Here is a 19,207-nt window from a genome sequence, read left to right as displayed (position 1 = left end):
TTAGTGTTTGACGGCGCCTTCGGTGAGGGCACGCACGAAGTATTTCTGCAGCACGAGGAACAGCACGACGACCGGCACGCTCATCAGGAAGGTGGCGGCCATCAGGCCCGGCCAATCGGTGGCGTTTTCGGAAAAGAAACGCTGGATGCCGACCGGCAGCGTCATCTGGTCGTGCCGCGTGAGAAAGGTATAGGCGTAGATATATTCGTTCCAGGCGCCGATGAACGAGTAGATCGACGTGGCGATGATGCCGGGCGTCGAAAGCGGCATGACGATATGGAAGAAGGCCTGGAAGCGTGTGGCGCCGTCGATGCGCGCGGCCTGTTCAAGCTGGATTGGGATATTGTCGTAAAAGCCCTTGAGCAGCCAGATGGCGAGTGGCAGGCCGAACGTTAGATAGGTCAGGATCAGTGAGCCATGCGTGTTCACGAGACCCAACACCCGCATCAGGATAAAGAGCGGCACGAGGAAGACGACCGCGGGAAACATGTTGCGCAGGAGAATGGCGAAGAACAGGAAGTTCCGGCCCGGAAAACGGAAGCGCGAGAAGGCATAGGCCGCCGGAACCGCCACCAAGACGGCGAGCACGGTCGTCGCGACGGACACGAACATGCTGTTCCAGAAGTAGCGCAGGAAATCGCGGCCGACGCTCCCATTGGGATCGAGCAGTCGCCAATAGTTGTCGAGCGTTGGTGAGGCCGGCCACCACTGCGGCGGATACTGCATGGCGGCGAAGCCGGTTTTGAGCGAAGTGATCACCATCCAGAACATCGGCATGATGGTGAAGCCCACCAGCAGCGTCAGGAAGATGCGGCCCGCCCAGCGCCAGCCATCGATACCGCGCCGCCGGGCGACGCGGACGGGCTCAGCTGAATTGACGGTTTCACTGGTCATGCGCCGGCCCTCGATTCATCGCCGCGGGTCAGCGCGCGGACATAGAAGTAGCCGAGCGTCATCATGATGATGAAAAGGAGGACGGCGTAGGCCGCGCCGACGCCCCAGCGCTGCCGCAGGAAAGCGAGTTCATAGATGTGGGTGATCCAGATCTGCGTCGATCCCACGGGGCCGCCCCCGGTCATGATGAAGGGGATGATGAACGAATTGAAGTTCTGCACGACGAGCAGAAGGATCGTGACCGTCGACACACCCGAAAGGTGGGGGAAGGTCACGTGCCAGAAACGTTGCCAGGGATTGGCGCCATCGACCTGGGCGGCGCGCAACAGGCTATCAGGCACTGTTTGCAGCCCGGCCATCAGCATGATCATGGCGAAGGAGAATTCCTTCCAGACATTGACCACGATCAGCGAATAAAGTGCGCTGGTCGAATTATCGATGAAATTGATGGGCCTGTCGGTGATCCCGAGTTGCACCAGCGCCGCGCCGATGGCGCCGAAATCGGAGTGATAAAGCCACTTCCACACATAGGAGGCGGCCACCGCGCTGATGACCCAGGGGATCAGCAAAAGCCCACGCAACAATGCACGGCCAACGAATTCGCGATGGAGGGCGAGCGCGGCGCCAAGGCCGAGCAAAAATGCGAAGAAGGTGGACAACACTGTCCAGACAATGGTCTGCCACGTCACCTTCCAGAAGACGGGGCTTGTCAGAATGGTGACGTAGTTGTCGATCCCGTTGAACTGCTTGTCGGCCAGTGACAGGCTGGCCGGTGTGTTAAAAAAGCTCAGCTCGATGGTGTAATAGATCGGGTAGGCGATCACGACGAGCATGACCAGAATAGCGGGCGCGACATAGAGATAGTCAGCGCGGCTTCTCCAGATCTTCTGGCCGAAACTGGGCCTCTTGGGCACAAATCCAGGCACGTCGCGAAAGATGGCCTGCTTCTCAACACTGCTCACTAGACAACCCTTTTTTCGTGGGCATCGCGGACCGGCAGCGAAGGCTGCCGATCCTCGGAGTCGCTAGGGGTCAGAGGCCGCCGCCGCTGCCGATGATCGCTTCGATCTTGGTGGCTGCATCGTTGGCCGCCTCATCGACCGTCATGTTTTCCGTCAAGGCATTCTGCAGCATGTCAGGAACGATGATGTTCATGATCTCAGGCGCCTGCGGGATCACCGGGAACGGAATGCCGTTGGGCAGCATGGACGTGGTCACATCGAGGAACTTGATCGTATCAAGGCGTTCCTTCATGGCATCGGTCAGGAAGCCGTTGATATTGCCGGGATTGGAACCGACCCAGGCGAGCTTGGTCGACCATTCCGGGCTATTCCAGAAGCAGATCAACGCCTTGACCGCCTGTTCGTCAGATTGTCCACCCTCGACGAATTCGGGCTTGACCACATGGATGTTGGAGCCGCCGAACACCACGGCGCGCTTGCCGTCCGGGCCTGTCGGTATGAGGCCATAACGCATATTGGCGACGACATCGTCGGCAACGGCCTTGTCCGCGCCTGTAGCCTTGGAGGCGAGGTCGACCATTTTGGCATATTCGGCCGGATGGGCGATCATCATGCCCAGCTGTCCGGCAATGAACGGAGCCTGGTTTTCAGCCTGGGTATTGGTCAGGGCCGAGACCGGGACGGATTTGTCGACAACGTACATCTGATAGGCAGCCTGGAGCGCTGCCTTGGAGCCGTCATTGTTGATTTCGACCTTGGTATAGGTCGGGTTGGGTGAGGCTTCGTCGAGCGCCCCGCCACCATAGGCCCAGAGCTGCGGCATGAAGCGGAATGGCGTATTGCCGGCATTCTGCTTGGCGACGAGCCCGTAGCCGGCGATCCCAAGCTTATCGTGGATGGTCTTGGAATAGGCCACCACGTCATCCCAGGTAGCTGGCGGATTTTCCGGATCGAGCCCGGCATCCTTGAAAATTTTGGCGTTCCAGATCAGCGCCATGGTCTCGTTATTGGTCGGCAGGCCATAGGTGGTGCCCTCATAGGTCACCGACTTGAGCGCACCGGGCCAGAAATCGGCCGCGGTATAGCCGACGTCTTCGGGCGTGAGTGGCTGCAGATAACCCTTTGCGGCAAATTCGACGCCACCCAGGATCTGGAGGCGGATGACCATCGGGGCCGCATTGCCGAGCAGTGCCGTACGGAACTTGTCGAGCAATTCGTTATAGGTGATCGACTGGACGTCGGTTTCGATATTGGGATAGGCGGCCTTGAACGCTTCCCAGAAAGCCTTGTCCTGTTCATGCGCGATCTGCGGATCGGCCTCGAAGGGCCCGGTATACCAATAGCTGACGCGGCCGGCATAATCGTTTGGAACGACGGCGCCGCAATCCTTGGTTGCGTCGAATTGCTTGGTGCCGGCGATCGACCTCACATATTCGGGCGACCATTGGCTGAGATCCACAGTCTGGGCAAAAGCGGTCGTCGACATCAGGGACGCGGTCGCCAGAGCCGCAACGGCGTAGGCGACGGCCTGCCGACGAGTCAGCGAGCCCGGCCGCTGAGCGCGGCCCTGCATATTGGTCATCGATAGTCCTCCTCAAGGAAAGCCGCTCGACCCCCTCGGTCTGACCTGGCTTTCCACGCAGCGTGCGCTGCGCCTCCTCTTTGCAGACGATCAGGTGGCGCCTGCTCCGGGGCTGGGCTTTTGCCCATGTCACCCACCGGGAACGTTACAGACCCACACTTGTGTGTCAAGCGCGAGAAGATCGTACATTATTTTGTGATTTATACGTGCGAACAAGCTTGGCGGCGCCGTGAAAGGCGCATAAGACAGGCGCTATGAACGAGAGCAGCGCTAATCCTGACCTGGCTCAAACGGCCAATGACCAGCCAAGCACTATCTACGAACTGATCCGCGAGGACATCATTTCGGGACGGCTGGAGCCCAATGCGCGCCTCAAGGTCGCCGATCTCGCCGCCACCTATCGCACCTCGACCAATCCCGTGCGCGAGGCCCTGCAGCAATTGCGCGGCGAAGGCTTTGTGGTGATGGAGGCCAATCGCGGCGCCCGCGTCGTGGCCATCGACGAAGACTTCGTGCGCGACATCATCGAGATCGAAATGCTCATCGAGCCGGCGCTGACGCGATGGTTCGTCTCGATCGTCAGCGATGCCGACATTGCCGAACTCGAAGCCGCCCAGGCCGAGATCGAGGCCCTCAACTTTGCCGATCCGAAACTGCATGCCAGGCTCGACACGAAGTTCCATCAGCTCATTTACGATCGCCACTACAACCGGCACGCCGCCGACCTCTGGTGGAAGCATCGCGAAATTCTGCGCGCCATCAGTAGGCGCTTCCCGACGTCGCTGAGCCGTCGCGTAGCGGTTCTCAGCGAGCATCGCGAGCTCATTGCCCGGATCAAGGCGCAGGATGCCGAAGGCGCCGCGGCCGTGGTCGCTCGTCACGTCGAGGGATCGGGGCGTCACATCATCGAACAGATGGGCGTCGCCAAACGCAATCTGGCGCGGAGGAGCGCCGGATAGAACATCCGCACCGCTGACGCGGTGAAAGCATAATTAGGGAGGGATCTTAATGACCATGGATTTGACCGCCGGCGAGCGTATCGAGACCAATGTGCGGCGGTCTTCCGCGCCGAGCGAATTGCGCATCACCGACCTTCGGGTTGCCGAAATCGTCGGCGCACCCTTCACCTCCGCACTTCTCAAGATCTATACCAATCAGGGCATTGTCGGCCTCGGCGAAGTGCGCGATGGCGCCAGCGCCACCTATGCACTGATGCTCAAGAGCCGGCTCCTCGGCGAAAACCCGCTCGACATCGATCGCCTCTTCCGCCGCATCAAGCAGTTCGGCGGCCATGGCCGCCAGGGCGGCGGTGTTTCCGCCATTGAAATCGCGCTTTGGGATCTCGCCGGAAAGGCCTATGGCGTGCCGATCTACCAGATGCTGGGCGGCAAGTTCCGCGACAAGGTGCGCTGCTATTGCGACACCGACGCCGATAAGCCGAGCGGCACCGAAACCGGCAAGCGCCTCAAGGCGCGCATGGATCTGGGTTTCACCTTCCTCAAGATGGACCTGGGCCTCATGCAGATCGCCGATATCCCCGGCGCCGTCGTCTCGCCTGCCGGCTCGCTCGAAGCCTATCGCGTCCATCCCGACCGCGGCCCCGTCACCTCGATGGAGGCGCGCCGTGCCCGCAATGCGGTCTATGATACGCACAATGTCCGTCACCCCTTCAGTGGCCTGCATTTCACCGACAAGGGCATCGATCTTCTCGAGCAATATATCCACGAGGTGCGCGAGGTCATCGGCTACGAGGTCCCCCTCGCCATCGATCACGTCGGCCATATCTCTCTACAAAACGGCATCCGCCTCGCCCGCCGCATCGAGAAATACGTCCCCGCCTGGCTCGAAGACGTCATCCCCTGGCAATATACCGAGCAATATCGCCAGCTCCAGGAAGCGACCACCGTCCCCATCTGCACGGGTGAAGACATCTACCTCAAGGAGGGCTTCGAGCCACTCCTCAAAGCCGGCATTTCCGTCATTCACCCAGACCTCCTGACATCCGGCGGCATTCTCGAAACCAAGAAGATCGGGGACATGGCGCAGGATCATGGGGTCGCCATGGCCATCCACATGGCCGAAAGCCCCATCGCCGCCATGGCCGCGGCGCATGTCGCGATCGCCACCGAGAATTTCATGGCGCTCGAATATCACTCCGTCGAAGTCGACTGGTGGGACGACATCGTCACCGGCCTGCCCAAACCCCTCGTCCAGGATGGTTTCATCACCGTGCCCGACAAGCCCGGCCTCGGCATCGACGACGTCGTCGACGAGGTCATCAGCCAACACCTGCAACCCGGCGTTACCGGCATCTGGCAGCCGACGGATCATTGGGACCAGGAATATAGCTGGGATCGGACGTGGAGCTAATCATATGAAGATCACCGACCTCCGCTGCGCCGTCATCGGCCGCCACCCCATCGTCCGCATCGTCACCGACGAGGGCCTTTATGGCCTTGGCGAAGTCGAATTCACCAAGACCTACCTAAAGCCCTGGGTGCTGCACTTCCGCGATGCGCTGATCGGCGAAGACCCGACCGATGTCGAGCGCTGCATGCTCAAAATCCGCCAGCGCGGCTCGTTCAAGCCCTATGGCGCTGCCGTCAGCGCCATCGAGCATGCGCTCTGGGACATCGCGGGCAAGGCCGCCAATGTCCCGGTCTATAAGCTCCTCGGCGGCAAGGTCCGCGACAAGGTCCGCGTCTACAACGGCTCGATCCGCCAGAAGCGCACCGGCGACCGGCCCGAAGATTACGCCGCCGACGTCAAGTGGATGATGGAGCGGCCCGAAAAGTTCTTTATGGTCAAGCAGGGCATTTCCTTCCACTCCAACATGAAGGACAGCATCGAAGACTTCCATTACGGCCCGCGCCAGACCAAAGCCGGCTATCACGGCGCCATGGATCAGGGGCAGATCTCCGAGCGCGGCTTCAACCACATGCTCGATTGCGTCGCCGCCATGAAGGAAGTCCTGGGCGACAAGGTCTCGCTCGCTCTTGATTGCGGCCCCGGCTGGTTCCTCAACGACGCCATCCGCTTCGCCCGCGCGGTCGAAAAATACGACCTCATGTGGCTCGAGGACATGCTGACCGGCGATTATGTCCCCTGGGTCAATCCGCAGGCCTATCGCGAATTGACCACCTCCACCTCGACGCCGATCCATACCGGCGAACAGATCTACCTCCGCCACAATTTCAAGGAGCTGATCGAAACCCAGGCCGTGCGCGTCGTCGGCCCCGATCCGGCCGATATCGGCGGCATTGCCGAACTCAAATGGGTCGCCGAACACGCCTATATGCACTCGATCATGATGGCCCCGCACGGCACGGCAAATGGCCTCCTCGGCCTTGGCGCTTTGATCAACGTCTGCGCCACCCTCCCCGCCAATTACATCGCCTTCGAATATCCGAGCGCCTCCGACCCATGGTGGGAGGATATCGTCATCGGCCTTCCCGAAGGCCAGATCGTCAAGGACAGTCACATCGACCTGCTCGAAGCCCCTGGCCTCGGGCTCGACATCGATGCCGAAGGCGCCAAAAAATACCTGCTCGAAGAGGATGCCGGCTTCTTCGATTGAAGGGCCGAGAGGGATCACGGATGAAATATCGCTATCTCGGCCGCTCTGGCCTGCTCGTTTCCCGCCTCTGCCTCGGCACCATGACCTTCGGCAACAGCCAGTGGGGGTGCGACCAGGAGACCGCGAGCGCCATCGTCCGGCGCTTTGTCGAAGGTGGCGGCAATTTCATCGATACCGCGGACGGCTACAGCGCCGGCGAATCCGAACGCATGCTCGGCCATGCCATCAAGGATTTTGACCGGGACCAGCTGGTGCTTGCCTCCAAATGCTGGTTCCCCACCGATCCCGCCGTCACGGCCCGCGGCCTCTCGCGAAAGCACATCATCGATGCCTGCGATCGCAGCCTCAAACGGCTCGGTGTCGACCATATCGATCTTTATCAGTTCCACGGCCCCGATCCCTTTACCCCGCTCGAAGAGAGCCTGCGCGCCGCCGACGATCTCGTGCGCTCGGGCAAAGTGCGCTATATCGGCTGCTCCAATTTCTATGGCTGGCAGATCGCCAAGGCCAATACCCTCGCCGATGCCAAGGGTTACGAGCGGCTGGTCTCGGGCCAGCATCTATACAATCTCATCCGCCGTGACATCGAGCGTGAAATCCTGCCCGCCGCGGCCGATGCCGGCGCCGGCATCATCTGTTGGAGCCCCCTTGCCGCCGGTCTTCTCTCCGGCAAGTATCGCAATCAGTCTGCCCCCGACGCGCGCTCGCGCATTGGCATCCAGGCTGCCATCACCATGCCGCGCTATTGGTTCGAGGATGCCCTCAAGCTCATCGATAAGGTGGCCGAAATCGCCGATCGCCTGGGCCACACGCCGAGCCAGGTCGCCTTGAGCTGGCTCTTTGGCGACCGGCGCATCACCGCCGCCATCATCGGCGCCCGCACCGTGGCCCAGGTCGAGGAAAATCTCGGTGCCGGCGACATCGATCTGCCCGATGAGGCAAGGGACGAACTGACCGCCGCCCTGCCCCTTGTCATGGGCTATCCCCATGAATGGACCGAGATCAACCTCAAATCGACCTTCGGCAAGGCCGAGTTTGACCCGGCCCATGCAGTGCAGATGCCCTGAAGAGCTAGCGGCCGGCCAGCTCCGCCAGGATCGCGTCCAGCGCCTCGAATTGTTCGGGGAAGGCCCCCGTGCTGCCTGAAGCGATCGCCTCGTCGAGCGCCGCTTTGGACGGATAGACATCGGACACGACAAGCGTCGTCCGACCGCCTTCTTCCGTCAGCGTCATCGTCGTCACCGAGCCCTCTTCGCTCTCCTCATTGGTCCAGACGATCTTGGTCGGGGGGATCACTTCGAGATACTTTCCGAAAAACGCCATCGGCTGATCGGAAGCGGGATGCCCGAAGACGAAGCGATAATGGCCACCGGTGCGCACGTCGGCTTCGCAGGAAATAAAGGTAATGCCGAACGACTTGGGCGCCCACCAGCGCATCAGCAGCTCGGTCGTGCTCCAGGCCTGAAAGACCAGCCGCGCGGGCGCCTCGAACACGCGCGTGGTCCGCAGTTCGCGTTCTGAACTGCGGCTCGTCACGGTGCCACTCTTGGTCGCGATCGTTTCAGTCGTCGTTGCGTCGCTCATCGGCACTTTCCTTTTGCTTGAGGTCTTCGATCACCGCGTCGAGCGCATCGAACCGCGCAGCCCAGAGCTGCCGGTACCGCTCGATCCACGCCAATTCGTCTTCGAGCCGTCCGGCTCCAAGCCGGCAGGTGCGCACCCGCCCCACCTTCTCCGTCGTTACGAGCCCGGCCCGCACGAGGACATCGACATGCTTCTTCATCGCCGTGAGCGTCATCTCGAACCGCTCTGCCAGCTCGGTGACCGAGGCGTCCGAACACGCCAATTGCTCAAGAACGCCCCGCCGTGTCGCATCGGAAAGCGCAGCAAAGCAGGCATCATAGCCGGATTGAGAATACTGAACCATATGGTTCAGTGTATCGACGTGGACGAATAATGCAAGTCGGTCCGGCTGTACCATGCCTAACAGACTTTTTGGCCCAGTTGCTTCCGCCCAATGATCAGCCGCGGCCTATGGGAGAATTTCAGGGTTCTCGGTGCTGCAGCCTAGCCGGCAAAGTCGGTTTTGCTTCCGGCATCCGCTATGTCGCGGCCGCCGGAAGCAGATCTCAGACCGTCCTGATGGTGCCTGGCGAGGCACTGCACGACAGCAATCGGCCGGCCACTAAGATACTGCCCTTTCAGCAAATTATTGCGTGCGCCTGCGGGCAGAAGGCCCAAGCGGATAACGCCATTGTGGGCAGTCGTTGCGCCCAGGTCACACCTTGCGCTCACAATAATGGGAGCAATTGCTCCCGTTAATCTTTCATGCGTAATGATCCTTGCCCGGGTGCGAACCGCTTGCGTCGAGTGGTGTCGCCTGAGCAAAGGAGCGGACATGAAGAAGGTTGCGGTTAGTCTGGTTGCCCTGGTTCTGGCTGCCGGGATTGCAGCCCCGGTCCTGGCCCAGGATGTGGCGAGCATCGAGCCGACCGCCGTCGTCATCGCGCCCCCGCTGACCCCTCTCGCCCGCATCATCAAGGATGGTCTGTCGCAGGCCTATTATGGCGCGACGCGCGATAGCCAGGCTTATTCCGAAGCGCAAAAGCTCTATTTCCTTTATGGCGAACGCCATTTCGAGCCGATCTGGATCACGACCGCTGCCAATGGCGCGGTGACTTTCTCGCCGTCGGCCGAAAAGATCATTTCCCTGTTCAAGGCGGCCGAAACCGAAGGCCTGCGTCCCAACGATTATCTGACGCCCGATATCGATCTCGCACGTGCCAGGGGCGGCGATCCGGCAGCTCTCGCGGCGCTCGAAACAGCATTTTCGGGCTCCGTGCTGCGCTACGCCAACCATCTTCACAATGGCCGCATCAAGCCGCAGTCGGTCAGCGAACTTCTCGATATTCAGCCGAAACCGATCGATCAGGCAGGACTTCTCGAACGCCTCGCCAAGAGCGACGATCCGGCCCCGATCCTGGCCGAACTCGAACCCAAGCATCCAGAATTTCTGGCGCTCAAGGCAGCTCTCGCCAATTTCAAGGCCGCCAACACCGCGCGCCCGACCCCGATCGGGGATGGTCCAGTCCTGCGCCCCGGTGGCGAAGATCCGCGCGTCCCCCTGATTCGCGCGCGCCTCGAAGTCGCCGACACGACCTCAACGCTTTATGACACCGATCTCGTTACCGCCGTCGAAACCTTCCAGGAAAGCCTGGGCCTTGAAGTCGATGGCATCATTGGGCCGGCAACCATTGCTGCCTTCAATGGCGGCAATGCCACACGCCGCGAAGACATCATTGCCAATATGGAACGCTGGCGCTGGATGCCTTCGGACCTCGGGCAGTTCCACGTCTTCGTCAATATCCCCGAATTCCGGCTCTGGATCGAGCGCGACGGCAAGCCCGAATATACGACCCGGGTCGTTACCGGCACGGTCAAGAACCAGACCCCGATTTTTTCGGACAATATCCGCCACATCGTGGTCAATCCATATTGGAACGTGCCCTCGTCGATCATCAAGGGCGAGATCGCCCCGGCCGTCTTGCGCAATCCGGGCTATACCGACAGCCACAATATGGACCTGCTCTATAATGGCAGCCCGGTCAGTCCCTGGCAGGTGGACTGGTCGCAGGTCTCGACCTCATATTTCCCCTTCAAGGTCCGCCAGCGTCCGGGCGCCAGCAATGCCCTCGGCCAGATCAAGTTCCTCTTCCCCAACAAGCACGACGTCTATCTCCACGATACCCCGTCCAAGTCGCTCTTCGCGCGCTCGGCTCGCGCCTTCAGCCACGGCTGCGTCCGCGTCGAAAACCCGATGGAATTTGCTGACGCACTGATGGCCAACGAGGCCAACATTTCGCGCACCTCGCTCGAAGCCATGTTCGGGCCCAACGAGCGCTGGGTGAACCCGGAAAAGCAGATCCCGGTCCACCTCGCCTATTTTACCCTGCGCGTCGAACCCGATGGCAGCATCCGCTCCTTTGGCGACGTCTATGGCCACAATGAAAAGCTGATCAAGGCCATGGGTCTCGCATCCTCGACCGGCGTGCCGCAGATCATCGCCGAGGCCGAAAACGTGCCCGAAGAGCTCTCGCCGTAACCGATTGGCCGCTCCCGCCGCCTCACCGTTAACGTGTTGCTAACACTTTCGCCTTGGTTGTGCCCGCTTTTGCCCTTAATAACGAGGGCGTGAGGGGGCCGTCGAGGCTGGTTCACACCTGGTTAGCGTTAATAAATCCGAACGATTTTCGCGCTAACGTCCAACGATACTGGCATGAAACCGGGCAGAGTTTGGCGTGACGGGGACTTCCATTTCAAAGCGTAGCCGCTTATTGCATTTTGTCGCAGCAGCGCTAGCAAGTATTTGTTTTCTTGGCGCTTATGTCGCGCAGCCAGCCATGGCTGCGACCGAGCGGGCCCTCTATCTCTATTATACCCACACCAAGGAAACCGCCCGCATCGTCTTCAAGCGCGATGGCAAGTACGTCCAGTCCGGCCTCAACGAACTGAACTATTTCCTGCGCGATTGGCGCCGCAACGAACCCACCAAGATGGACCCGCGCCTTTTCGACCTTGTCTGGGAAGTTTACCAGCAGGTTGGCGCCACCCAGCCGATCAATATTGTATCCGCCTATCGCTCGCCCAAGACCAACGCCATGCTGGCGGCAAATTCTTCAGGCGTGGCAGACAATTCCCAGCATATGCGCGGCACCGCGATGGATTTCTTTATCCCCGGTGTCCCCCTCGCCAAATTGCGCGCCGTCGCCATGAGCAAGCAGGTCGGCGGCGTCGGCTATTACCCCACTTCGGGCAGCCCCTTCGTCCATCTCGACGTAGGCTCCGTCCGCGCCTGGCCGCGCATGACCCGCGCCCAGCTCGAGGAGCTCTTCCCCGACGGCAAGACCATGCACTTGCCAACGGACGGCAAGCCATTGTCCCAGCAAGGCTATAACGTCGCCCTTGCCGAGTGGAAGCGCTGCCACGCCTATCCCTGCAATGGCAGTTCCTCGGGCACCATGGTCGCTGATAGCGGCGGTGGCGGCAAGACGCTGATGGACGTGATCTTCGGCGGCAAGCAAACCCCGGCGACGCCCGCTCCAGCTGCAGCTCCAGCGCCCATCCAGCTCGCTTCCGTCGCGCCGGAAATGGCGACGCCGCAAAGCGCCCCGATCCCTGCACCCCGCCCTGCAAGCCTGCTTGCCGCCGCCGCTGTCGAGCCTTCGCCCGACGCCGCGCCCGTCGCGCCGGTGCCCGCCACGCCCAGTTTCCTGCCCTTCTCGACCACGGGCAGCGCTCCGCTTGATCCTGCTGAAATGGCAACGCCTAAGGACATTCCCATTCCGGCGATAAAGTCCGAGGCGTTGCGTGTCGCCACGGCCGCAGCCCTCCCTGCCGGCGACGCCGTGACGGCGTTGGCAGCCCTGACCGATATCCCGACCCCGCTGCCCGCTCGCCCAACGGAGGCGGAGCAGACAACGCTCACCGCCTATGCGCCTGTTGCTTCGACGCCTGGCGCAGCCCAGCCTGCTCTGGGCCCTGCGGTCACCGCATCGCTGACGCCAAGCATCACTGGGGCAATTCCGCCCGCGCCCACCAACCGCTTGCCGGTTCTTGCGTCAATCGGAACCCCGATGCCGACAGAACTTTCGGGCCTGCCGGCCACGGACGGCGAGATGGCCAACCTCTTCTCGGGCACGTTCTCTGCGGCCACCGATGCCCAGCAGCAAGACCTCGTCGCCGCCCTGACGACGCACGTATCTAAGCCGGTTGCGGTCGACGGCCTTCGCAAGCCCGACCTCGTCGCGCCCGATTTCGAACACGTCGTCGATGTGTTCGCAGCCCCGGCAAGCCTGAGCTCCAACCATTTCGCCGTGATCTTCGATCGGGATGAAGCGGACTTCGATCCCACCCCGGAAATGGGCCAGCACGTCATCGTCATGGGCGTCGGCGACGACACGACCATGCCCGGAACTGCCCGGTTCGCCTTGCCAGCGAAATAATTGCCGATTGGTGCCATGAATTGGTGCCACTTTTCAGCAATCTGCACGTTCGAAGTGATTAGACCCGTGATGCGCCAGTTCTTGCATTGGCCTTACCGCGGGCCTAAACACAGATAGCTATTGCATCCTGATGGGAGCCCCGCTTGGCCGAAAAGCTGCACACCCCGTTGCTCGACACGGTCAAGACTCCTGCCGATCTGCGTGCCATGCCACGCGAAAACCTCCGCCAGCTGGCTGACGAACTGCGTCTCGAAATGATCGATGCGGTTTCGGTCACAGGTGGCCATCTCGGTGCAGGCCTCGGCGTCGTCGAACTCACTGTCGCGCTGCACGCCGCTTTCGATACCCCGCATGACCGCATCATCTGGGACGTCGGCCATCAGGCCTATCCGCACAAAATCCTGACCGGGCGCCGCGACCGCATCCGCACGCTGCGTCAGAAGGATGGGCTCTCCGGCTTCACGCGCCGCGCCGAAAGCGAATACGATCCGTTTGGCGCCGGCCACTCGTCGACCTCGATCTCGGCTGGTCTCGGCATGGCGGTCGCCAGCGAGCATCTGGGAATTCAGCGCAATGTCATTGCCGTCATCGGCGATGGCGCCATGTCGGCGGGCATGGCTTATGAAGCGATGAACAATGCCGGCGACATGGATGCGCGGCTCGTCGTCATCCTCAACGACAACGACATGTCGATCGCCCCGCCGACGGGCGCTCTTCGTGCCTATCTCGCCCAGCTCGTCTCGAGCCCGGTCTATCGCGGCACGCGCGACGCCGCCAAGTCGCTGGTCAGCAAGCTGCCCAAGCCGCTCCACGAACCTGCGCGCAAGACCGAAGAATTCGCCCGCGCCTTCTTTACGGGCGGCACGCTCTTTGAAGAGTTGGGCTTCTATTATGTCGGGCCGATCGACGGTCACAATCTCGACCATCTCCTGCCGGTGCTCGATAATGTCCGCGAAATGGAGAAGGGCCCCGTCCTGATCCACGTCGTCACCAAGAAGGGCAAGGGCTACGCACCTGCCGAAAATTCGGCGGACAAGTATCACGGCGTTTCCAAGTTCAACGTCATCACCGGCGCGCAAACCAAGGCGCCGTCGAACGCGCCCTCCTACACCAATGTTTTTGCCGAGACGCTGATCCAGGAAGCGCAGAACGATCCGCGCGTCGTCGCTGTTACCGCGGCCATGCCGACGGGCACCGGCCTCGATAAATTTGCCGAGCTTTTTCCCGATCGCATTTACGACGTCGGTATCGCCGAACAGCACGCGGTCACATTTGCCGCCGGCCTTGCTAGCGAAGGCATGCGCCCATTCTGCGCCATCTATTCGACCTTCCTGCAGCGTGCTTACGACCAGGTCATTCACGACGTTGCCATCCAGGGCCTGCCCGTGCGCTTTGCCATCGACCGGGCCGGCTTCGTCGGCGCCGATGGCCCGACTCACGCCGGCAACTACGACAATGCCTATCTCGGTGCTGTGCCCGGCATCGTGCAGATGGCCGCCGCTGACGAGGCGGAGCTTCGCCACATGGTCGCCACCGCGACGGCCTATGACGCCGGCCCGATCACCTTCCGTTATCCACGTGGCGATGGCATAGGTGTCGATATGCCGGCGCGCGGCGAAATCCTGCCGATCGGCAAGGGTCGCCTCCTGCGCGAGGGCAATACCATCGCTCTTCTATCCTACGGCACCCGGCTTGGCGAAGTTCTCGCGGCGGCCGACAAACTCTCGGCTTTAGGCTTCAACCCGACTATTGCCGATGCGCGCTTCATGAAGCCGCTCGACGAAGAACTGATCGCGCGGCTGGCGCAGGATCACGACGTGCTCATCACTACCGAAGAAGGTGGGCTCGGCGGATTCGGCAGCCATGTCGCGACTTTCCTTGCGACAAATGGACTTCTAGACGGCAAGGTCCGCTTCCGGCCGCTGATGATCCCTGATCGGTTCGATGAACATTCCAACCAGAACGACATGTATGCAGCAGCAGGCCTTGATCGCGCCGGCATCGTTCAGACGGCGCTCACGACACTGGGTTTTGACGAAGCTGCAATGAAGGCGGCTCTCGCGAATGCCTGACATCAGTCAGGCAGGTAAAAAAATCCCCGCTTGCGCGGGGATTTTTGTTTGAGGCTCTCGCTTGCTATTTCCAGGTAAAGGCCCGGGTCACCGCATAGTTGAAGACCGAACTCATGATCGCGCCCGATAGGCCGGCGATGAAAGTCTGATGATCCCACTGATAAATGGCATTGGCTACCGAGATATTGGCAATGCCGCCCAGCGCACAGATCGCAAAGAAGCTCAAAAGCCCCGTTACGAGCCGTGCCCCGCGCAATTTGCGGTCGGCATAGGTCAGATTGTTGTTGAGGAAGAAATTCCAAGTCATGGCGACAAGTGTTGCCGTGATCTGCGCCGCAACGAACACCGCTTCATGCGTCATGCCGGTGCTGCCCGTCAGCAGCCCTGTCGTGGCGCCAAGCACGGCGAGATGGACGACGACACCAGTGCCGCCGACAAGACCGAATAGCAGGAAGCTCGGCGGCAAGGCGCCACCGGTCATCTTTGAAACCCAAAGACCGAGATACTGGATCACGATCAGGGGGTTCATCTTGCTTTCGCCGGCATGGCGGGGACGGAAAGTGTACGGCACTTCAGCGATCTTGAGCGGCTTGCCCATGCGGGCCGATGTCACGATCAGATCGATCAGGATCTTGAACCCATCGCTTGCAAGCTTGGGGGCCGCCGCCAGTGCTGCCTCGCGGCGAATAAGGAAAAACCCACTCATCGGGTCGCTGACAGCCTGCCCGGCAATCATCCCGGCAAGCTTGTTGGCAAAATTGCTGCCTGAAAGCCGCGTCTGGCTCAGCCCGTCTCCAGCCGAACCACCTTCGGCGAAACGCGAGCCGACAACGAGATCGGCCCCATTGAGAGCCTCGGCGAGCATCTGTGGCAGAATGGCTTCATCGTGCTGCAGGTCGGCATCGATCACGGCGACATAAGGCGCGGACGTAACGGCCATCCCCTCGACGCATGCGGAAGCCAGACCCCGCCTGCCAAAGCGGCGCAGGCATCGGATATTGGCGTAGATGCGGCTCAGTTCATTGACCACATCGGCCGTACCGTCTGGGCTATCGTCATCGACGACAATCATTTCCCAAGGTGTCGAGCCGAGCGCCAGCGCCACTTTTTCATAAAGCAGCTCGATATTGTCCCGCTCATTATAGGACGGGACAATGACGGCCAGCTGGGGAGGACGGAAAGTGGTGGAATGTTCGACGAGGGCTTCGGTGACGGGGCCAATCGGCATTTGTTGAGAAACTCTGTCTGCGGACAACTCTGTAAAAGCACGCCGCGTACCGAAAGTTGCACAAATAGATGGCATGGCTGCGTTGCGCGGGGCGCAGATGTGATGGTTTGAGCTTTATGCAATCTGGCGCATTCTCATCATCGCTGGAGGCGCGATGTTTCAAACCACAGATTCTGGGCAGGACAAGCATATTGCATGGGTCCTGCTTCTGCCGTTGGCCTTTATCGTCAGCGGCACGCTGATCCGGTTTCTCGCCTTCCGCTATGCCCAGCCCGATACCGAATGGACCAATTACTTTGGTGCGCTCTGCCGGTGGGATTGTGGCTGGTACATCCGCATGGCCGAGACGGGTTACGATCCCTTTCCAATTCCTTCGCGGGTCAATGCCGGAAATTGGGCGTTCTTCCCGTTCTATCCTATGCTCGTGGGCTTGATCGGCAAGATCATTCCTCTGCCCACCATCGTCCTCGCGAGCCTGCTCTCGATCGGCTTCACCTATGTCGCGGTTGTCGTAGCCTGGCCGCTCCTTGGACGCAGCCTCCGCGCCTATACTCTTTATGCCGCCTTCATGCTGTCGGGGCCCGTCTCATTCTATTTCACCACCTTTTTCACCGAGGTGATGTATGTGCTGTTGACGACGCTGGTCTTCCGCTATCTCGCCAAATCGGACTATCTCGGCGCCGCCGGTGCTGCCGCCCTGTTGTCCGGAACGCGTATTGTCGGCGTCTTTTCCTCGCTCTCGATCGGGGTCAAGGCGCTCATGGATTACCGGCAGGTTAACGGAACATGGCGCGGCGTCGTGGGTGGCATTTTTGGTCAGCCAAAGCTTGTCCTTGCCATCTTCATTTCGCCGCTCGGGCTTTTTGCCTATATGGCCTTCCTCAATCATTGGATCGGGGACGGACTGGCCTTCAGCCATACCCAGCGGGCCTGGGGCCGCCAGGTCGCCAATCCTGCGGTCTATCTCTGGGAGGGCCTCGTCAACTGGCCGACGAATGGCGCAATTCTGAGCAATTCCCAAATCCTGGCGGTCGCTGCTGTCGTGGGCCTTTTCGTCACCGGCATTCTCGCCTGGCGCCGCCAATGGCCTGCGGTGATCTTCTGCTTTCTCGGCATCATCATCCCGCTCGCAGCGGGGTTGGCCTCGATGCTGCGCTTCATGTCCGCCATGGCGCCGATTACCATCACCCTGGCCACCCTGTTCGGACGCAACCGGATTGTCTTTGCCATCAGTCTTGCCGCGCTTCTGGTGAGCGCCTGGTTCGTCACCCTCGCCTGGCTCGGAGGCAATGTTGCGCTTGTCTGAACGCTCCCCGGCCGCACTTGCCGCCTATGCCCTCGCCGCGCTGCTGGCGCTTTTCGAGCTGGCAGTGCTCTGGCAGGCGCTCCACCCAAATGTCTCGGCCGATTATCGCGCCTATTACATAGACCGCACGACCACGTGTCTGCCCCAGCCTGTGACCGGCGACTATGCGCTTGGCACCGAGCTCGATTTCCGCTCCGGCGGCGACAACACGCGCGAAACCCGTCCTTGCGGCTGGGACGGTCCGGCTGGCGATGGCATGCATTCGATCGGCGAAACCTCGCGCCTGCGCCTTGCCATCGGTCGGAGGCAAAACCTCACTTTGATGCTGGAATTGACCGGCGTCACGCTGCCGGGCCCAGCCCAGCAGCGCGTCGTCATTTCCGTCGATGGCAAGAAATTGCGGGAGATCGCCGTGACGCCCGACAAGACCGAGCGCTTCACCATCCCCGTTCCGATCGATGCATTGGACGAGGATGGCTTTGCCGATATTGCGCTCGATTACCCTGATGCCATCAGTCCTGGCAAGCGCGTCGCCAACACCTATTGGCGCTCGGTCAAGCTGACCGCCGCCTCGTTGAGCCCGGCCTGAGGGCCGGGCCAAAACTCAGTTGGAAGCGCCTTCGACCATGCCGAGGGCAGACATGTAGAGTTCGAGAAGGGCTTCCTGCTCCATGCGCTCATTGGCATCCTGCTTGCGGATCGTAACGATCTTGCGCAGGATCTTGGTGTCAAAGCCGTTGCCTTTGGCTTCGGCGTAGATTTCCTTGATATCGGCTGCAATCGCAGCCTTTTCTTCTTCCATCCGCTCGATGCGCTCGATAAAGGCGCGGAGCTGGTCCTGGGCGACGCTGTCTTCGACGGCCATCGTAAACCTCTTCTTGTTCTGGCTGTCTTGAACCCCAAGGCCCCGCGCGGTTCAACCCCTTGACGCACCGATTCTCCCAATAAGCGCGACTTGCATGCCCGCAATTCCGTCAAATCGGGTCATTAGCCATTGACCCCACTTGTCTCATCGGCTCAAACAAACGCGGTTTCCCAATGTCTCATGGCGCGCCCGTGCAACGCATCTGCCTCGGCTCGATCCTTATTCCCCTCCTTGCTGGCGGTTTTTTCCTTGCCGCACCTCTCCCGGCCTATGCCGATCTGCGCATCTGCAACGAAACGGCAAACATGGTTTCGGTTTCCCTCGGCTATAGGGCTGAGCGCGGCTGGATGAGCGAAGGCTGGTGGCAAACTCCGCCCGGTGATTGCCGCACGCTTTATCAGGGCGACCTCGCCCGGCGCTTCTATTACCTCTATGCCGTCGACGATATCGGCGGCGGCGCCTGGGATGGCCAGGTCTTCATGTGCACGCGCGACGAAACCTTCACAATATTCGGGGTTGAGGATTGCCTCGCGCGGGGCTATGAGCGCACCGGGTTCTTTGAAATCGATACCCAAAACCGGACGGACTGGACGCTGCAACTGACCGAGAGCGCGGGAGCGCCCAACGTGGTCGGTCCGGGTGAAGGTGAAGATCTTGAGGAGCCGACCTTCCTGGTCGACCCCGAAAACGAGGCTGATCAGGTGGTGCCCCTCCCGCCG

General features: G+C 61.0%; 17 protein-coding genes. 10 read left to right on the top strand and 7 right to left on the bottom strand.

Going from position 1 to position 19,207, the window contains the following annotated elements:
• From VW35_RS15425 to VW35_RS15415, 3 genes are all read right to left on the bottom strand, one after another.
• A complete protein-coding gene (locus VW35_RS15425) occupies window positions 1–894 on the bottom strand; it encodes a carbohydrate ABC transporter permease (protein ID WP_046143988.1) in 894 nt (297 codons plus the stop codon).
• Complete coding sequence (locus VW35_RS15420; protein ID WP_046144050.1) at window positions 891–1,832, bottom strand: carbohydrate ABC transporter permease; 942 nt, start codon at window positions 1,830–1,832, stop codon at window positions 891–893. Before VW35_RS15420 ends, VW35_RS15425 begins: the two co-directional genes overlap by 4 nt.
• 94 nt (window positions 1,833–1,926) lie before the next feature.
• Window positions 1,927–3,429, bottom strand: a complete 1,503-nt coding sequence (locus VW35_RS15415; RefSeq protein ID WP_425283786.1) for an extracellular solute-binding protein — start codon at window positions 3,427–3,429, stop codon at window positions 1,927–1,929.
• A gap of 263 nt (window positions 3,430–3,692) precedes the next feature.
• On the opposite strand from VW35_RS15415, the gene VW35_RS15410 reads away from it, so the two are divergent.
• Genes VW35_RS15410 through VW35_RS15395 form a run of 4 tightly spaced genes read left to right on the top strand, consistent with a single transcriptional unit; the run spans window position 3,693 to window position 8,082 of the window.
• Window positions 3,693–4,397, top strand: a complete 705-nt coding sequence (locus tag VW35_RS15410) for a GntR family transcriptional regulator (protein ID WP_046143987.1) — start codon at window positions 3,693–3,695, stop codon at window positions 4,395–4,397.
• A 55-nt stretch (window positions 4,398–4,452) separates the two neighbouring features.
• Entirely contained in the window at window positions 4,453–5,808 is a 1,356-nt protein-coding gene (locus tag VW35_RS15405; RefSeq protein ID WP_046144048.1) for a mandelate racemase/muconate lactonizing enzyme family protein, read from the top strand.
• 4 nt (window positions 5,809–5,812) lie between these two features.
• On the top strand, window positions 5,813–7,015 hold the full coding sequence (locus VW35_RS15400) for a mandelate racemase/muconate lactonizing enzyme family protein (protein ID WP_046143986.1): 1,203 nt from the start codon (window positions 5,813–5,815) through the stop codon (window positions 7,013–7,015).
• A gap of 20 nt (window positions 7,016–7,035) precedes the next feature.
• A complete protein-coding gene (locus VW35_RS15395) occupies window positions 7,036–8,082 on the top strand; it encodes an aldo/keto reductase (protein WP_052951784.1) in 1,047 nt (348 codons plus the stop codon).
• A 4-nt stretch (window positions 8,083–8,086) separates the two neighbouring features.
• Here the strand turns inward: VW35_RS15395 and VW35_RS15390 are convergent, their stop codons facing one another.
• Both VW35_RS15390 and VW35_RS15385 read right to left on the bottom strand, forming a co-directional pair.
• Entirely contained in the window at window positions 8,087–8,599 is a 513-nt protein-coding gene (locus tag VW35_RS15390; RefSeq protein WP_046143985.1) for an SRPBCC family protein, read from the bottom strand.
• Window positions 8,577–8,942 carry an ArsR/SmtB family transcription factor gene (locus tag VW35_RS15385; RefSeq protein ID WP_046143984.1) on the bottom strand — a complete coding sequence of 122 codons (366 nt, stop codon included), beginning with the start codon at window positions 8,940–8,942 and terminating at the stop codon, window positions 8,577–8,579. Before VW35_RS15385 ends, VW35_RS15390 begins: the two co-directional genes overlap by 23 nt.
• 471 nt (window positions 8,943–9,413) lie before the next feature.
• Here VW35_RS15385 and VW35_RS15380 point away from each other — a divergent pair, with 471 nt between their 5' ends.
• The 3 genes from VW35_RS15380 to dxs all read left to right on the top strand — a co-directional run bounded on the left by VW35_RS15380 (window position 9,414) and on the right by dxs (window position 15,089).
• Window positions 9,414–11,117 (top strand): L,D-transpeptidase family protein, encoded by a 1,704-nt coding sequence (locus tag VW35_RS15380; RefSeq protein ID WP_052951783.1) that lies wholly within the window; start codon window positions 9,414–9,416, stop codon window positions 11,115–11,117.
• A 196-nt stretch (window positions 11,118–11,313) separates the two neighbouring features.
• Window positions 11,314–13,017, top strand: a complete 1,704-nt coding sequence (gene mepK, locus VW35_RS20725; protein ID WP_483088784.1) for a peptidoglycan L,D-endopeptidase MepK — start codon at window positions 11,314–11,316, stop codon at window positions 13,015–13,017.
• Between the two features lie 143 nt (window positions 13,018–13,160).
• The gene (gene dxs / locus VW35_RS15370; RefSeq protein ID WP_083982878.1) at window positions 13,161–15,089 is read left to right on the top strand and encodes a 1-deoxy-D-xylulose-5-phosphate synthase; all 1,929 of its coding nucleotides are present in this window, start codon (window positions 13,161–13,163) and stop codon (window positions 15,087–15,089) included.
• Between the two features lie 64 nt (window positions 15,090–15,153).
• Here the strand turns inward: dxs and VW35_RS15365 are convergent, their stop codons facing one another.
• Window positions 15,154–16,317: a glycosyltransferase family 2 protein gene (locus tag VW35_RS15365; protein WP_046143983.1), complete on the bottom strand. Its 1,164-nt coding sequence runs from the start codon at window positions 16,315–16,317 to the stop codon at window positions 15,154–15,156.
• A gap of 154 nt (window positions 16,318–16,471) precedes the next feature.
• Between VW35_RS15365 and VW35_RS15360 the strand changes: the two genes are divergently transcribed.
• Both VW35_RS15360 and VW35_RS15355 read left to right on the top strand, forming a co-directional pair.
• Entirely contained in the window at window positions 16,472–17,623 is a 1,152-nt protein-coding gene (locus VW35_RS15360; protein ID WP_046143982.1) for a hypothetical protein, read from the top strand.
• Window positions 17,616–18,212, top strand: a complete 597-nt coding sequence (locus VW35_RS15355; protein ID WP_152662620.1) for a hypothetical protein — start codon at window positions 17,616–17,618, stop codon at window positions 18,210–18,212. Before VW35_RS15360 ends, VW35_RS15355 begins: the two co-directional genes overlap by 8 nt.
• A 15-nt stretch (window positions 18,213–18,227) precedes the next feature.
• On the opposite strand, the gene VW35_RS15350 is transcribed toward VW35_RS15355, so the two are convergent.
• Window positions 18,228–18,488, bottom strand: coding sequence for a DUF2312 domain-containing protein (locus VW35_RS15350; protein ID WP_046143980.1), 261 nt, complete (start codon window positions 18,486–18,488; stop codon window positions 18,228–18,230).
• 191 nt (window positions 18,489–18,679) lie between these two features.
• Between VW35_RS15350 and VW35_RS15345 the strand changes: the two genes are divergently transcribed.
• Window positions 18,680–19,207: DUF1036 domain-containing protein (locus VW35_RS15345; RefSeq protein WP_244465917.1), on the top strand; the 528-nt coding region annotated here is incomplete at its 3' end.

The sequence above is a fragment of the Devosia soli genome, from assembly GCF_000970455.1.
GTDB lineage: Bacteria > Pseudomonadota > Alphaproteobacteria > Rhizobiales > Devosiaceae > Devosia > Devosia soli.
The sequence above is the reverse complement of the archived record's forward strand: the minus strand, read 5'-3'. Positions and strand labels throughout refer to the sequence as shown.